The organism is Simplicispira psychrophila DSM 11588, from assembly GCF_000688255.1.
GTDB classification, from domain to species: Bacteria; Pseudomonadota; Gammaproteobacteria; order Burkholderiales; family Burkholderiaceae_C; genus Simplicispira; species Simplicispira psychrophila.
This window is the reverse complement of sequence record NZ_JHYS01000010.1, coordinates 86,569-102,360: the sequence shown is the minus strand read 5'-3', so window position 1 is coordinate 102,360 and position 15,792 is coordinate 86,569. Positions and strand designations below refer to the sequence as shown.

The 15,792-nt window shown below is 63.8% G+C and carries 12 protein-coding genes; 9 read left to right on the top strand and 3 right to left on the bottom strand.

Going from position 1 to position 15,792, the window contains the following annotated elements:
• The first annotated feature begins 66 nt into the window (after positions 1–66).
• Genes rph through hemW form a run of 3 tightly spaced genes read left to right on the top strand, consistent with a single transcriptional unit; the run spans position 67 to position 2,712 of the window.
• Positions 67–795, top strand: coding sequence for a ribonuclease PH (gene rph / locus Q390_RS0111630; protein ID WP_027996214.1), 729 nt, complete (start codon positions 67–69; stop codon positions 793–795).
• 45 nt (positions 796–840) lie between these two features.
• Entirely contained in the window at positions 841–1,440 is a 600-nt protein-coding gene (gene rdgB, locus Q390_RS0111625; RefSeq protein WP_027996213.1) for an RdgB/HAM1 family non-canonical purine NTP pyrophosphatase, read from the top strand.
• Between the two features lie 21 nt (positions 1,441–1,461).
• Positions 1,462–2,712 (top strand): radical SAM family heme chaperone HemW, encoded by a 1,251-nt coding sequence (gene hemW, locus Q390_RS0111620; protein ID WP_027996212.1) that lies wholly within the window; start codon positions 1,462–1,464, stop codon positions 2,710–2,712.
• 81 nt (positions 2,713–2,793) lie between these two features.
• Here the strand turns inward: hemW and Q390_RS0111615 are convergent, their stop codons facing one another.
• Positions 2,794–3,126, bottom strand: a complete 333-nt coding sequence (locus tag Q390_RS0111615) for an I78 family peptidase inhibitor (protein WP_027996211.1) — start codon at positions 3,124–3,126, stop codon at positions 2,794–2,796.
• Between the two features lie 332 nt (positions 3,127–3,458).
• On the opposite strand from Q390_RS0111615, the gene kdpF reads away from it, so the two are divergent.
• From kdpF to kdpE, 6 genes are read left to right on the top strand one after another with little or no spacing between them, the layout of a single operon-like run.
• A complete protein-coding gene (kdpF, locus tag Q390_RS19550; RefSeq protein WP_084153887.1) occupies positions 3,459–3,548 on the top strand; it encodes a K(+)-transporting ATPase subunit F in 90 nt (29 codons plus the stop codon).
• Position 3,549: 1 nt separating this feature from the next.
• Complete coding sequence (gene kdpA / locus Q390_RS0111600) at positions 3,550–5,346, top strand: potassium-transporting ATPase subunit KdpA (RefSeq protein WP_027996210.1); 1,797 nt, start codon at positions 3,550–3,552, stop codon at positions 5,344–5,346.
• Positions 5,347–5,359: 13 nt separating this feature from the next.
• The gene (gene kdpB, locus Q390_RS0111595; RefSeq protein WP_027996209.1) at positions 5,360–7,459 is read left to right on the top strand and encodes a potassium-transporting ATPase subunit KdpB; all 2,100 of its coding nucleotides are present in this window, start codon (positions 5,360–5,362) and stop codon (positions 7,457–7,459) included.
• Between the two features lie 24 nt (positions 7,460–7,483).
• The gene (gene kdpC / locus Q390_RS0111590; RefSeq protein WP_027996208.1) at positions 7,484–8,056 is read left to right on the top strand and encodes a potassium-transporting ATPase subunit KdpC; all 573 of its coding nucleotides are present in this window, start codon (positions 7,484–7,486) and stop codon (positions 8,054–8,056) included.
• A gap of 44 nt (positions 8,057–8,100) precedes the next feature.
• Entirely contained in the window at positions 8,101–10,866 is a 2,766-nt protein-coding gene (locus tag Q390_RS0111585; RefSeq protein WP_027996207.1) for a DUF4118 domain-containing protein, read from the top strand.
• Positions 10,867–10,881: 15 nt separating this feature from the next.
• Complete coding sequence (kdpE, locus tag Q390_RS0111580; protein ID WP_027996206.1) at positions 10,882–11,586, top strand: two-component system response regulator KdpE; 705 nt, start codon at positions 10,882–10,884, stop codon at positions 11,584–11,586.
• A gap of 104 nt (positions 11,587–11,690) precedes the next feature.
• Here kdpE and priA read toward each other — a convergent pair whose 3' ends face one another.
• A complete protein-coding gene (gene priA / locus Q390_RS0111575) occupies positions 11,691–13,850 on the bottom strand; it encodes a replication restart helicase PriA (protein ID WP_425423947.1) in 2,160 nt (719 codons plus the stop codon).
• Between the two features lie 608 nt (positions 13,851–14,458).
• Positions 14,459–15,577, bottom strand: a complete 1,119-nt coding sequence (hemE, locus tag Q390_RS0111570) for a uroporphyrinogen decarboxylase (protein WP_027996204.1) — start codon at positions 15,575–15,577, stop codon at positions 14,459–14,461.
• Positions 15,578–15,792 lie beyond the last annotated feature (215 nt).

The following is a 15,792-nucleotide window of genomic DNA, read 5'->3' as shown; positions in this document are numbered from 1 at the left end:
GTTCCCCGGCGCATGACGGGCGGTCACTGCACCGCCAACGCGCCTCTTTTTTTGGTGACTTTTTTCATGACCTCTTTGACCCGTACCGGCGGCCGCGCCGCTGACCAACTGCGCCCGGTGCGCATCACCCGCCACTACACCATGCACGCCGAGGGCGCGGTGCTGATTGAGTTTGGCAACACCCAAGTGCTGTGCACTGCCACGGTGCAAGAGAAAGTGCCGCCGCACCAGCGCGGCAGCGGCGCTGGCTGGGTAACGGCGGAGTACGGCATGTTGCCGCGCGCCACGCACCAACGCAACGACCGCGAGGCCGCACGCGGCAAACAGACCGGGCGCACGCAAGAAATTCAGCGCCTGATTGGCCGCAGTCTGCGCGCCGTGTTTGATTTGCAGGCACTGGGTGAACGCACTATCGTTCTCGATTGCGATGTGCTGCAAGCCGATGGCGGCACGCGCACGGCCGCCATCACCGGCGCCTGGGTCGCAGCCAGCGACGCCGTGGCCACGCTGCTGGCCAGCGGCAAGCTGACCGCCTCGCCGATACGCGGCCCGGTGGCGGCAATCTCGGTCGGCATCGTGCAGGGCCAGCCGGTGCTGGACTTGGATTACGTCGAAGACTCCGCCTGTGACACCGACATGAACGTCGTCATGACCGGTGCTGGACACTTCGTCGAAGTCCAGGGCACCGCCGAAGGCACCGCTTTCACCCGCGCCGAGATAGATCAACTGCTGGCACTGGCCGACAAAGGCGTGGCCGAGCTGGTGCAGTTGCAGCAGCAATCACTATCAAAATAATAGCTATAACCGTACGTTATATAAGCGCTAGAGGCAATTTTGACCATGAAAATCGTATTGGCATCGAATAACCGCGGCAAACTGGCCGAACTACAGGTGATGTTTGCGCCCTTGGGCGTGGAGCTGATCCGCCAAGCGGACCTGGGCGTCGGCGAGGCCGAGGAGCCGCACCGCACCTTTGTTGAAAACGCTTTGGCCAAGGCGCGCTTTGCTGCCGCCCACACGGGCTTGCCGGCCATTGCCGACGACGCCGGTCTGTGCGTCGATGCCTTTGGCGGTCTGCCGGGCGTGGACACGGCGTATTACTGCACGCAGTTCGGCTACGAGAAAAGCGACGACAACAACGTGCGCGCCTTGCTGGAGCAACTGCAGGGCCAGGACAACCGCCGTGCCGCCCTGGTCAGCACGCTGGTGGCGGTGCGCAGCCCCGAAGACCCGGAGCCGCTGATCGCCGTCGGCCGCGTGGTCGGCGAAATCACCCGCGAACGCCGCGGCAGCAATGGCTTTGGTTTTGACCCGGTGATGTTTCTGCCCCAATTGGGCAAGACCTTTGCCGAGTTACCCAATGAAGTGAAGAACGCGTACAGCCACCGCGGCAGCTCATCGCAGCAAATGCTGGCGCTGTTGCACGAGCGCTGGCTGTAAACCAGTAAGCGGATGAGCACCATGGTCGATTCGATTCCTATTATTCCTACCAGCGCTGAAGACGCACCGGCGCCGCTGCGTGATATCCAGCACTACATGCGCCCCGGTCTGCTGCAACTGACCAGCTTGCCGCCGCTGTCGCTGTACGTGCATCTGCCCTGGTGCCTGAAAAAATGCCCGTACTGCGACTTCAACTCGCACGAATGGAAAGGTGCAGAAAGCAGCGGTATCCCCGAGCAGCGTTACCTCGACGCCTTGGTGGCCGACCTCGAAGCCGCGCTGCCGTTGGTCTGGGGACGCCAAGTCCACAGCATCTTTATCGGTGGTGGCACACCCAGCCTGTTCTCACCGCAGGCCATCGACCGCCTGTTGGGCGACATCCGCGCGCGCTTACCGTTGGCGGCGGGTTGCGAAATCACCCTGGAAGCCAACCCCGGCACGTTCGAGAAAGACCGCTTTCGCGCTTTTCGCGCCGCCGGTGTGACACGGCTGTCGATTGGCGTGCAAAGCTTTAACGACCGCCACCTGCAGGCGCTGGGCCGCGTGCATGACCGCGCGCAGGCGCTGGCCGCGGTGGAAGAAGCCGCACAAGCGTTTGACACCTTCAACTTGGACATCATGTACGCGCTGCCCGGCCAGACCATGGCTGAGCTGTCGGAAGATATGCGCACGGCGCTGGCCCTGGCGCCGCCGCACATCTCGATTTACCACCTGACCATCGAGCCGAACACGTATTTCGCCAAATTTCCACCAGCGATTCCTGCGGACGACGATGCCTACGCCATGCTGGATCGCATCACCGAGCTGACCGGCCAGGCCGGCATGGCGCGCTATGAAATATCAGCGTACGCCAAACCCAACCACGCCTGCTGGCACAACACCAATTACTGGCAGTTTGGCGACTACTTGGGCATTGGGGCTGGCGCGCACAGCAAGCTGAGTTTTGCCCACCGCGTGGTGCGCCAGACACGTTTCCGTGATCCGGGGCGCTACATGGACAACGCGCTGGCCGGCCACGCGCTGTCGCAGGATGCCGACGTGCGCCGCGCCGATCTGCCGTTTGAATACATGCTCAACGCCCTGCGCCTGCGCAGTGGTTTTGCGCTGCAGGACTTCACCGAGCGCACCGGCTTGGCCATCACGTCGATTGCCAAGGCGCTGGACGAGGCTGAACGTAAAGGCCTGATCGAGCGCGATATGACCCACGTGCGCCCAACCGAGCGCGGCTTTGATTTTTTGAGCGATCTGCAGGCGCTGTTCTTGGCCGATTGAAGGCGTTTGACCCTTATCTTTGGGTCAAATCAGCCTCTAGCCCTTTAGATACGTGCGCTTATAGCTATCAAAATAGAGTACTTAGCCGCAGCGCACCGCTGCAATGCGGCCCTTGCCGTCAAGCACCAAGTTCAGCCGTTCGTGGTTGAACTCCATCGTCGTCGGCTGGTTCGGGTGCAACACGCGCGCCATGGCGGCGCCCGAGGCGATGCGTGCTTTTTCAATCACTGAGGCCGTGCCGGCTTGGCCCAAAAAGCCTTGGGCTGGCGCGGCATCACAGGCACCGCCGCGCGGGCCGGGGGTTTGCCATTGCGGCTGCGCGGCCGGAGGCGGCCCGACGGGGGAGAGGGCGCAGCCGGTCAGCAGAGCGGCGCCTAAAAAGGCCATCCAGGTGCGGGCGTTGTGTAATTTCATATCCATATTTCCAGTGATCCAGTACATAAGCAGGAGGCGGCGCTGTGCGCCGTAGCCAACCAGAACCATACCTTGACATGGCCCGCTGCAATTGTCACAGCAGGTAATGCCAGCGCCCTGTGGCAGGGTGGGTGTACCGGCATCTTTACGCCATCTTGATACCCCACGCCGCATTCTCTACAGAACGTTGAGGCGCGCACTTTTACGCTCGTTGCTATGAAAACTGCAATGGGGAGAAGTGCCATGGATGCCGTATTTTTGGGCCTGTGCCTTGTGCTGTGGGGTTTGGCTGCGGGGTTGGCCATGGGCTGCCACGCACTGGAAGGTCAGAAATGACCGCACTGTATTGGCTCAGTGGCTTGGCCGCTGCCGGCCTGTTTATCTATCTGGTGGTGGCGCTGGTGCGCGCCGAGGAGTTCTGACATGACCTCTTTGGCATGGATTCATTTAGCCCTGTTTTTGGGCCTGTTGCTGCTGTTGGCGTGGCCGCTGTCGCGCTGGCTGACCGCAGTGGCGCAAGGGCGCTTGCCGCGCTGGATGCACGCTGTGGAGGGCGTTTTTTACCGCGCTGCCGGCGTCAAGCCGGACGAGGATATGCACTGGAAGCGCTATGCACTGGCGCTGCTGCTGTTTAACTTTTTTGGTTTGCTTGTCGCCTATGGCTTGCAGCGGGCGCAAGTCTGGCTGCCGCTGAACCCGCAGGCCATGGCCGCGGTGTCGCCGGATTCGGCCTTTAACACCGCGGTCAGCTTTGTCACCAACACCAATTGGCAAGGCTACGGCGGCGAGACCACCATGAGCTATCTGACGCAGATGCTGGTGATGACGGTGCAAAACTTTGTCTCGGGTGCCACCGGTATTGCCGTGGCTTTTGCGCTGGTGCGTGGTTTCGCCAGCCGGTTGGCCGGCGGTATTGGCAACTTCTGGGCCGACATCACCCGCGTCACGCTGTGGGTGTTGCTGCCGCTGTCCTTGGTGTTTGCGCTGTTTCTGGTGGGGCAAGGCGTGATCCAAAACCTCAGCGGCTACAAGGAAGTGTCCACGGTCGAGTCCACGCGCTACCAGCAAGCCAAGCTGGATGCGCAGGGCCAACCGTTGCAAGATGCCGCCGGTCAGCCGGTGATGGAGGATGCGACCACAAAAACCCAAACGCTGGCCATGGGGCCGGTGGCGTCGCAAGAGGCCATCAAGCTGCTGGGCACCAATGGCGGGGGCTTCTTTAACGCCAACTCGTCGCACCCCTACGAAAACCCGACGCCGCTGTCCAACTTGGCGCAGATGCTGGCTATCTTTTTGATTCCAGCGGCGCTGTGCTTTTTCTTTGGCCAGATGGTCGGCGACTCGCGCCAAGGCGTGGCGATTTTGGCGGCGATGGTGATTTTGTTTGCCGTGGGCGTCATAGCCGCCACCTCAGCCGAGCAAGCTGGCAACTCGCAACTGGCAGCGCTGGGCGCCGACCAAGCGGTGGGTGCGCTGCAAGGCGGCGGCAATATGGAAGGCAAAGAAGCGCGCTTTGGCGTGGTGGCCACGGCGCTGTTTGCGGTGGTGACGACGTCGGCCTCGTGCGGCGCGGTGAATGCCATGCACGACTCGTTTACGCCGCTGGGCGGCATGGTGCCGCTGATCATGATGCAGCTGGGCGAGGTGGTGTTTGGCGGTGTCGGCACCGGGCTGTACGGCATGTTGGCGTTTGCCATTTTGGCGGTGTTTATTGCCGGCCTGATGATTGGCCGCACGCCGGAATACCTGGGCAAAAAAATTGCCAGCCACGAGATGAAGATGGTGTCGATTGCCATTTTGATCACCCCGCTGGTGACGCTGGTCGGCGTGGCAATTGCCGTGCTGGCCGAGAGCGGACGACTCGGCGTGGCCAACCCCGGCGCGCACGGTTTCTCAGAAATCCTCTACGCCCTGACTTCGGCCGCCAACAACAACGGCAGCGCCTTTGCTGGCCTGTCGGCCAACACCCCGTTCTACAACACGCTGCTGGGCGTGGCGATGTGGCTGGGGCGCTTTGGCGTCATCGTGCCGGTGCTGGCGCTGGCCGGTAGCTTGGCCGCCAAAAACCGCATTCCGGTCGGTAGTGGCACTTTGCCGACGCACGGGCCGCTGTTTGTGGCACTGCTGATCGGCGTGGTGCTGTTGGTCGGCCTGCTCAACCACGTACCCAACTTGGCCCTTGGCCCCGTCGTCGAGCACCTGATGCTCTGGAAGCCTTGAGGGAGTCCACACCATGAATACGCAAAACAAACTTTCTTTTCTGGACCCAGCGTTGCTGAAACCGTCACTGGTGCAGGCTTTCGCCAAACTCGACCCGCGCGTGCAGTGGCGCAACCCGGTGATGTTCGTGGTCTACGCCGGCAGCTTGCTGACCAGCCTGCTGTGGCTGATGAGCTTGGGCGACCCGGCAGTGGCCGGCACCGAGGGCTCGGGCTTTATCTTGGCGATTGCGCTGTGGCTGTGGTTCACGGTGCTGTTTGCCAACTTTGCCGAGGCGCTGGCCGAGGGCCGCTCCAAAGCCCAAGCCGCCGCGCTGCGCGGGCTGAAAACCGAAACTTGGGCGCGCAAGCTGACCGAGCCGCACTACGGCGCGCAGTGGCTGCCGATCCAGTCGGGCGAACTGCGCAAGGGCGATGTGGTGCTGGTCGAGGTCGGTGACATGGGCACCGTTCCGCTGGATGGTGAAGTGATCGAAGGCGTGGCCTCGGTGGACGAGAGCGCCATCACCGGCGAGTCAGCGCCCGTCATCCGCGAGTCGGGCGGTGACTTCTCGTCGGTCACCGGCGGCACGCGCGTGCTGTCGGACTGGCTGGTGGTGCGCATTACCGTCAATCCGGGCGAGTCATTCTTGGATCGGATGATTTCGATGGTCGAAGGTGCCAAGCGCCAAAAGACGCCCAACGAAATCGCTCTGACCATCTTGCTGGTGGCACTGACGCTGGTGTTCTTGGTGGTGACGGTGACGCTGTTGCCGTTCTCGATGTTCAACGTGAGCGTGGCGGGCAGCGGTACGGTGGTGTCGATCACCGCACTGGTGGCTTTGCTGGTGTGTCTGATTCCGACCACCATTGGCGGTTTGCTGTCGGCGATTGGCGTCGCCGGCATGAGCCGCATGATGCGCGCCAACGTGATTGCCACCTCGGGCCGTGCGGTCGAGGCCGCTGGCGATGTGGACGTGCTGATGTTGGACAAGACCGGCACCATCACCTTGGGCAACCGCCAAGCCAGCGTGTTGGTGCCAGCACCCGGCGTGACCGAAGAGCAATTGGCCGACGCGGCGCAACTGGCCTCGCTGGCCGACGAAACACCCGAGGGCCGCAGCATCGTGGTGCTGGCCAAAACGCGCTTTAACCTGCGCGAACGCGAACTGGCCGGTTTAGAGGCGCACTTTGTGCCGTTCACCGCGCAAACACGCATGAGCGGTGTCGATTTTGGCGACGCCGCCGCACCGCAGCGCAGCATCCGCAAGGGCGCGTCTGACTCGGTGCGCCGCTACGTTGAGGCCTGCGGTGGCCGCTTTCCGGCAGAGGTGCAAAGCGCCGTCGAAGCCGTGGCACGGCGCGGCAGCACACCGCTGGTGGTGGTTGATGGTGCGCAGGTGCTGGGCGTGGTCGAGCTGAAAGACATCGTCAAAGGCGGCATCAAAGAGCGCTTTGCCGAGCTGCGCCGCATGGGCATCAAGACGGTGATGATCACCGGCGACAACCGCCTGACTGCCGCCGCGATTGCCGCCGAGGCCGGTGTGGATGACTTTATGGCCGAGGCCACGCCCGAGGCCAAGCTGCAGCTGATCCGCGACTACCAAGCCGAAGGTCGGCTGGTAGCCATGACCGGCGACGGCACCAACGACGCGCCAGCACTGGCCCAAGCCGACGTGGCCGTGGCCATGAACAGCGGCACGCAGGCGGCCAAAGAGGCCGGCAACATGGTCGATTTGGACTCCAACCCGACCAAGTTGCTGGAGATTGTCGAGACCGGCAAGCAGCTGCTGATGACGCGCGGCGCGCTGACGACGTTCTCGATTGCCAACGACGTGGCCAAGTATTTCGCCATCATCCCGGCGATGTTTGTCGGCGTGTACCCGCAGTTGGCCGCGCTGAATGTGATGGGCCTGCACAGCCCGTCGTCGGCGATTTTGTCGGCGGTGATTTTTAACGCGCTGATCATCGTTGCGCTGATTCCGCTGGCCCTCAAGGGTGTGCCTTACCGCGCTGTTGGCGCTGCTGCGCTGCTGCGCCGCAACCTGCTGGTGTACGGCTTGGGCGGCCTGATCGTGCCGTTCATTGGCATCAAGCTGATCGACCTGTTGTTGGTCGCCACCCACCTGATCTGACGCCGTCTGCGCAAAGGAATTGTCATGAAAAACTTGTTACGTCCCGCGCTGGTGCTGTTGGCGCTGCTCAGCGTCCTCACCGGCCTTGTCTATCCGTTGCTGGTCACCGGCGTCGGCCAAGCAGTGTTTCCGCGCCAAGCCGCCGGCAGCCTGATGGAGCGTGATGGCGTGGTCGTCGGATCAAAGCTGATTGGCCAGCACTTCAGCGCGCCGAACCACTTCTGGGGCCGGCCTTCGGCGACAGCACCCGTGCCTTACAACGCCGCCGCTTCGGGCGGCTCTAACCAAGGGCCGCTGAACCCAGCGCTGCGGGACGCGGTGCAGGAGCGCATCGCCGCGCTGCGCGCCGCCGACCCGGGCAACCTGCAGCCGGTGCCGTCTGATTTGGTGACAGCATCGTCCAGTGGCCTCGATCCGCACATCAGCGTGGCAGCGGCGCAATACCAAGCAGCACGTGTGGCGCGCGAGCGTTTGCTGTCGCTGTCGCAGGTGCAGTCGCTGATCGAGGCCCACACTGAGGGGCGTGATTTGGCGGTGCTGGGCGAGCCGCGCGTCAACGTGCTGCAGTTGAACTTGGCGCTGGATGCGCAGCGCTAAAAACCGCTGCCGCACGCGCAGCACAATGCAGGTGAACTGAAGCCATGCCCGACGACCACCGCCCCAACCCCGACGCCTTGCTGGCCGAGATGCGCGAGGCCGATGCGGCTACCGCGCGCGGCAAGCTGCGCATTTACTTTGGCTCGTCGGCGGGGGTCGGCAAAACCTACGCCATGCTGCAGGCCGCGCACAAGCTGCACACCGAGGGCGTGGACGTGCTGGCCGGCGTGGTCGAAACCCATGGCCGCAGCGAAACGCAGGGGCTGTTTGCCGGCTTGCCCACCCTGCCGGCCAAAGCGCTGTCGTACCGCGGCAAGGAGTTGCCCGAGTTTGATTTAGACGCCGCCCTGCAACGCCGCCCGGCACTGGTGTTGGTGGACGAGCTGGCGCATTCCAACGTGCCCGGCTCGCGCCACCCCAAGCGCTGGCAGGACGTGGAAGAGCTGCTGGCCAACGGCATCAACGTTTACAGCACGCTCAACGTGCAGCACCTAGAGAGCCTGAACGACGTGGTCGGTGGCATCACCGGCATCCGGGTGCAAGAGACCTTGCCGGACACTTTTTTCGACCGCGCCGATGAGGTGGTGATGGTCGATACCCCGGCCGAAGAACTGCTGGCACGGCTGAAGGCCGGCAAGGTGTATTTGGGGCCGCAGGCCGAGCGCGCGGCGAGCAACTTCTTTCGCAAAGGCAACCTGATGGCCTTGCGCGAACTGGCCTTGCGCCGCACCGCTGACCGCGTCGAAGACGATGTGCAGGCGTGGCGCAGCACCCGGCGCATTGGCCAAGTCTGGAAGACCGACGGTGCCATCTTGTGCGCCATCAGCGATTCGCCCGGTGCCGACAGCGTGGTGCGCAGCGCCGCCCTGTTGGCGCAGCAATTGAGCGTGCCGTGGCACGCGGTGTACGTCGAAACCATGGCGCTGCGGCGCCTGCCTGATGCGCAGCGCGAGCGCACCTTGCGCGTGGTGCGGCTAGCTGCTGACTTGGGTGCGACTACGGCAGTGCTGACGGCGCAAGACGTGGCCAGCGCCTTAATTGGTTATGCGCGCGAACACAACTTGGCCAAGCTGGTGCTGGGGCGCGAGACGACGCCGCCCTGGTGGTTGCGGCTGCGCGGGCGCTGGCCGCTGGCCCGGGTGCTGGCCGACAGCGCCGACGATCTGGATTTGATATCGGTAGTCACGCAAAAAAAGCGCCCCAGCCCGTTAAGCCGCCCCGCACGCGAGCAAGCCCAAGCGCAAGAGCAAGAACGCCGCTGGAGTGGCAACATGCGGCGCTATGGCCTGACCGCCGCTGCCTGCTTAGGAGCCACGGCGCTGAGCTGGCCGCTGCAATGGCACTTTGATACCGCCAACATCGTCATGATTTACCTGCTGTGCGTGGCGGTGGTGGCGCTGCGGCTGGGGCGTGGGCCGGCGGTGCTGGCGTCTTTTTTCAGTGTCGGACTGCTCGACTTTTTCTTTGTCATGCCGCGCATGAGCTTTGCCGTCTCGGACGTGCAGTACCTGATGACGTTTGGCGTGATGCTGGCCGTGGGGCTGATCATCGGTCAGCTGACCGCCGGTCTGCGCTACCAGGCCGAGGTGGCCAACGAGCGCGAGCGGCGCGCCCGGCGTCTGTTTGAGCTGACGCGCGAACTGGCCGGCGCTTTGCAGATGGAACAGGTGCTGCAACTGGCCGAGCACAGCTTGGGCAACGAGGTGCAAGGCGTGGCGCTGGTGTATTTTGTGGATGCCCAAGACCAATTGCAGCCGTCGCTGCGCCAAGTGGCACTGTCCGGGGCCGACCAGCCTGATTTAGGTACGGCGCGCTGGGCGTTTGACCAAGGCGAACCCGCCGGAATGTTCACCGACACCCTGCCCGGCAGCGCTTGGCTGTACCTGCCTTTGAGAGCGCCGATGCGCACGCGCGGTGTGCTGGCGCTGCGCCCCGGCTCCACGCGCAGTGTGATGCTGCCCGAGCTGCGCGAACAGCTGGAGACCTATGCCCGCATCATTGGCCAGTCGCTAGAACGCGTGCATTACATCGACGTGGCGCAGGTGGCCATGGTCGGTATCGAGTCCGAGCGGCTGCGCAACTCGCTGCTGTCGGCGCTGTCGCACGATCTGCGCACGCCGCTGGCGGTGGTCTATGGCTTGGCTGACACCTTGGCCGCGCTGCCTGACTTGTCAGCGCCAGCGCGTGACCTGACCGCCGCACTGCGCCAAGAAGCGCAGCGCATCAATGCCATGGTGAACAACCTGCTGGACATGGCACGCCTGCAAAGCGGCACGGTGCACCTGCGCCGCCAGTGGCTACCGGTCGATGAGGTGGTGGGCAGCGCGCTACAGGCAATGCGCGGCGCATTGGCTGGCCACCCGGTGCACACCGACGTGCCCGCCGCGCTGCCCTTGGTACACCTCGATGCGGTGCTGATCGAGCGTGTGCTGTGCAACCTGCTGGAAAACGCCGTCAAATACACGCCGCCCGGCAGCACCATCACCGTCAGTGCCAGCGTGCGCAGCCCCGATCTGCTGCTGTGCGTCAGCGACAACGGCCCCGGCTTGCCGGCTGGCAGTGCCGATCTGCTGTTTGAAAAATTCACCCGTGGTGAGCGTGAATCAAGCATTCCCGGCGTCGGCCTCGGCTTGGCGATTTGCCGTGCCATCATGACCGCGCACCAAGGCAGCATCTGGGCCGAGCGCGCACCTCTAGGCGGCGCGACTTTTTACCTGAGCCTGCCCTTAGGGACACCGCCCAGCCTGCCGACCCCGGAGGACGAAGCCGAGCCACAAACCGCTGTTACGCCGCCCATATCACTCCTATAGTCCCCGTACCTTTCCATGGCCACTGAAGCACCCCCCATTGCACTGATCGTTGAGGACGAAGCCGCCATTCGCCGCTTTGTGCGCGTTGCGCTGCAGGCTGAGGGCTGGCAAGTGCACGAGACCGACACCGTGCGCCAAGGGCTGATCGACGCCGGCACGCGCCGCCCCGATCTGGTCATCCTCGACTTGGGCCTACCGGACGACGACGGCATCCACTACCTGCAAGACCTGCGCGCTTGGTCGAATGTGCCGGTGATCGTGCTGTCGGCGCGTTCGGATGAGGCCGACAAAATCGCCGCACTCGATGCCGGCGCCGACGACTATTTGACCAAGCCGTTTGGCGTGGGCGAGCTGATGGCGCGGGTGCGCGTGGCGCTGCGCCGCGGTCAAACCAACGCTGCGCGCCAAGGCGAAGACCCTGCACCGTTTCGCTTTGGTCAGGTCGAAGTCGATTTAGTGCAGCGCCGCGTGTTGCGCCAAGGCCAGCCGGTCCACCTGACACCGATTGAATACCGCCTGCTGACGCACTTGGTCACCCACGCTGGCAGGGTGCTGACGCACTACCAACTGCTCAAGGCCGTGTGGGGGCCGTCGCACATTGAAGACAACCACTACCTGCGCGTGTACATGGCCAACCTGCGCCAAAAGCTCGAGGAGCAGCCTACCCAGCCACGCCACCTGCTGACTGAAACGGCGGTGGGTTACCGGCTGATGCCCTGAGCGGCTGGCGGGCCAATCTAAAACCATAGCTGCTAGCGCTTACTGCATAAGGGCTAGAGGCATAAAACACTATATTTATGCACCTACAGCAGGTGCTGCGCGGGTCAAATCGCCAGCGGATCGACATCGACCAACCAGCGCACCAAGCTTTTGTGCTCGGGCTGGCTGCGCGTAGCGTGCAGCAGCGGTTGCCACGCCGCCAAAAAGCGTTGCAGCGCGGTGCGCGAGGGCGACTCCAGCAGCATTTGCGCCCGTTCGACATTGGCGACGCGCTGGATGGTCAACGGCACCGGCGGATACAGCGTGATGTGTTCCAGCCCGGCCAAAGCGTGGGCGCGGGCGGCGTCGCTGGCAGCTTGCAGAAAGCCTTGCGCGACCTCTTGCGTACGCGCGTCGGCCCGCACCAGCGCTTGGAAAGCGAACGGCGGCATGGCGGCATCGCGGCGCTCTTGCAGCTGCTGCGCGGCAAAGGCCGGGTAGTCGTGCTGGCGCAGCGCGGCGACGATGGCGTGCTCGGGATGGAAGGTTTGCAGCCACATCTCGCTGCGGCTGCCCTGTGCGGCGACGTACTGCGCATCGCGCCCGGCGCGGCCGCTGGCTTGCAGCAGCAGCGCAAACAAGCGCTCGGGCGCGCGAAAGTCGCTGGAAAACAGTGCGCCATCGGGCTGCACCGCCGCTACCAGCGTGATGCGGCGAAAGTCGTGGCCTTTGGCGACCATTTGTGTGCCGATCAGCACATCGATCTCGCCCGAATGCACCTGCGCCAATTGCGTTTCCAGCGTGCCTTTCAGTCGTGTGGTGTCGGTGTCGATGCGCGCGACTTTGGCCGGCTGACCGTCGGGGCGCAGCACACCGGCGAGCAGGAGGCTGAGCTGCTCTTCGAGTTGCTCGGTGCCCTGGCCGATGGCGGTGATGTCGGGGCTACCGCAGCCGGGGCAGGCGCGCGGCACGCGCACGCTGTAGCCGCAGTGGTGGCAGCGCAGCGTGCGGTCGATGCGGTGAAACACTTGGTGCGCGCTGCAGTGCGGACAGTCGCTTTTCCAGTCGCAGTCGGCGCAGTGCAGCACCGGGGCATAACCCCGGCGATTCAGCAAAATCATGCACTGCTCGCCGCGCTCGACCCGCTGTTGCAGCGCGGCCAGCAGCGGTGCCGAGAACACCGTGCGCCGGGGCTGGTGGTTCATGTTGACCACCCGCAGCACCGGCAGGCTGCCGGCGTTGTCACCCGATGCGATGCGGCTGGGCATCTCCAAGCGCAAGTAGCGTCCGCCGGGGTCATCCTCAGTCGCGGGACGACTGGCGTACCAGCTCTCCAGCGACGGCGTGGCCGAGCCGAGGATGACTTTGGCGTGTTGCTCGCGCCCGCGCCAAATCGCCAAGTCACGCGCTGAGTAGCGCGCGCCCTCTTGCTGCTTGTAGCTGGCGTCGTGCTCTTCATCGACGACGATGAGCTTCAGCCCCGGCAGCGACGCAAACACCGCCAGGCGCGTGCCCAGTACGATGCGTGCGGCGCCGCTGTGCGCGGCCAGCCAGCTTTTGAGGCGCTGCGGATTGGTCATGCCGCTGTGCAGCGAGACCACGCTGTCTGCGCCAAAACGGGCGGTGAAGCGCTCTTGCAGTTGCGGTGTCAGGTTGATTTCCGGCACCATCACCAGCGCCTGCGCGTCGGCATTGGCGTCCAGCGCCTCCTGCACGCAGCGCAGATAGACCTCGGTCTTGCCGCTGCCAGTGCTGCCAAACAGCAAAAACGGCCCAGGATGTACATTGATTTGGGCTATGGCGCTTTGCTGTTCTGTGCTGAGTGCTATCAAAGGTGTCGTGTTTTCGGCTGCGCCAGCGCCTGCTTTGGCGGCTGGACGGCGCAGGCGACGTGCCAGTTGCTCGGGGCCCAGGTCGCGCAGTTGCGGCGGCAGGGCGGCTAGCGCGATCTCGCCCAGGCTGCGCTGGTAGTAGCGTGCGGCAAAGGCCACCAGCCTGCGCCAGTGCGCGTCCAGCGGTGCGATGCCGTCCAGCACCCCGCTGACAGGGCGAGCACTCCTACCGGGCGGGAGCTCTGCCACGCCCTCCCAGACCACGCCGAGCACGTCGCGCGCGCCCAGCGGCACGCGCACCAGCGTGCCCGGTGCCAGCGGACGCTCACAGGCGTAGCTGAGCAATTCGCCCAAGCCGCTGTGGGTCGGGGTTTGCACGGCCACCGGGACCAAGGCCGGCGTGGCAAGGGCGGCAGACAGCGGCGGCAACGGAGGTGATACAAGGGTAGACAAGGGCAAGGGTGGGATCCAGCGGGGGTGGAAGGCAGAGGCATGATTTTGCTGCCAGCCCCTGCTCCTGGGGCATTGCGAGGCGTTTCAGGGCGACGGGCACTGTTTCTGTGGATAACTTTGTTGACATCCTGCGCGCAAGGATGGCAAAGGTGCTGGCTTGGTGAGGTTTCAGGGTGTCACAGATTTACTGCTGCAGGTAAATAAATCCTTATGAATCAATGATTTTTTTGGTATTTTTGGGGTTGGTTGAGCGGTTGTAGCGGCCCATCAGCGGACGGTAGTGTCCTTTGTTTTTTGTGCATAAGTTGCATCTGGCCGGTGTGTCAAGGGCTTTGTCAGTCTCGATTTGTGGTAGTAAACGCGGGAAAATCACTCCCTGTTCGCCGGCAACAGCGCAAGTGCTTGATTTTCCTGGGGTTTTGACAGCTATTCAGAATTTCTGTGGATAACTTTGTGGATAACTGTCTTGTGTTGGGCGGCAAGCCTTGCAAACACGGGGCTTGCAACACTTTGCTCAGCAAAAGGGCAGTCGCTCGTGACTATATAAATCAATCACTTAGCGCGCCCGCCCGGCTATCGCGCCGGTGCAACCCGCCGGTGCAACCCGATCAGCTTTGGCGCATTGCGCGCGATTGGCTGTGTACGGCTTCGACCAGCGCGCTGACGTGCTCGGGCGGCGTGAACTGGCTGATGCCGTGGCCGAGGTTAAAGATGTGCGTCGGCCCGGTGGTGCTAGCGTCGGTGTGCGGTTGGCCAAAGCTGTTGAGCACACGCGCCACTTGTTGCTCGATCTGCGCTGGCGGTGCAAACAGTACGTTCGGGTCGATGTTGCCTTGCAGCGCCTTGCCAGGGCCGCCGACGTCGCCGCCGACCAGGGCGCGCGCGCGGCCCAAGTTGGCGGTCCAGTCCAGGCCCAGCACTTCACAGTCCAGCGGGCGCATGTCTTCCAGCCACAGCGCGCCGCCCTTGGTGAAGACCAGACGCGGCACATCCTGACCATCCGGACCCGTGCGCTTGAGCTGCGCCAGCACGCGGCTGGTGTAGGCCAGGCTGAATTCCTGGAACGCGCCATCGGCCAGCACGCCGCCCCAGCTGTCAAAAATCATCACGGCTTGCGCGCCGGCGTCGATTTGCGCGTTCAGGTACTGCGCCACGGCGTCGGCGTTGATGGCCAGGATGCGGTGCATCAGGTCAGGGCGGCTGTACATCAGGCCCTTGACCCAGCGGTAGTCTTGCGAGCCCTTGCCCTCGACCATGTAGCAGGCCAGCGTCCACGGGCTGCCCGAAAAGCCGATCAACGGCACGCGGCCATGCAGGGCGCGGCGGATGCTGGTGACGGCATCAAACACGTAGCGCAGCTTGTCCATGTCGGGCACGGCTAGCTGGGCCACATCGGCCTCGGTGCGGATGGATTGGGCAAAACGCGGGCCTTCGCCCTCGGCAAACGTCAGACCCAGGCCCATGGCGTCGGGCACAGTGAGGATGTCGCTGAACAGGATGGCGGCGTCCAGCGCAAAGCGCTCCAGCGGCTGCAAAGTGACTTCAGTGGCGTAGTCCACATTGGTCGCCAGGCCCATGAAACTGCCCGCCTTGGCGCGCGTCGCCTTGTATTCCGGCAGATAGCGGCCTGCTTGGCGCATCAGCCACAAAGGCGTGTAGTCAGTGGCCTGGCGCCGGCAGGCACGCAGGAAGGTGTCGTTGGTGAGGGGGGCGAAAGAAGTGCTCATGGCCCTGATTGTCTCAGAGCGCTGTGGCGAGAAAATGTGCTTGTAGGGGTATGTGCGGTCGGCGGCATTGGCAAAAGGGCCGATTTTTATGCTGCCGAGGCGGGCTATATCAAGCTGCGTGAACCAGGCATCACAACCGCTGGCAGCAGTGCCTTGATAATAGAACGTTTCAGCGCGTGGCTGTGGCGAGCTGCCGGGCACGGGCTGAGGATTGG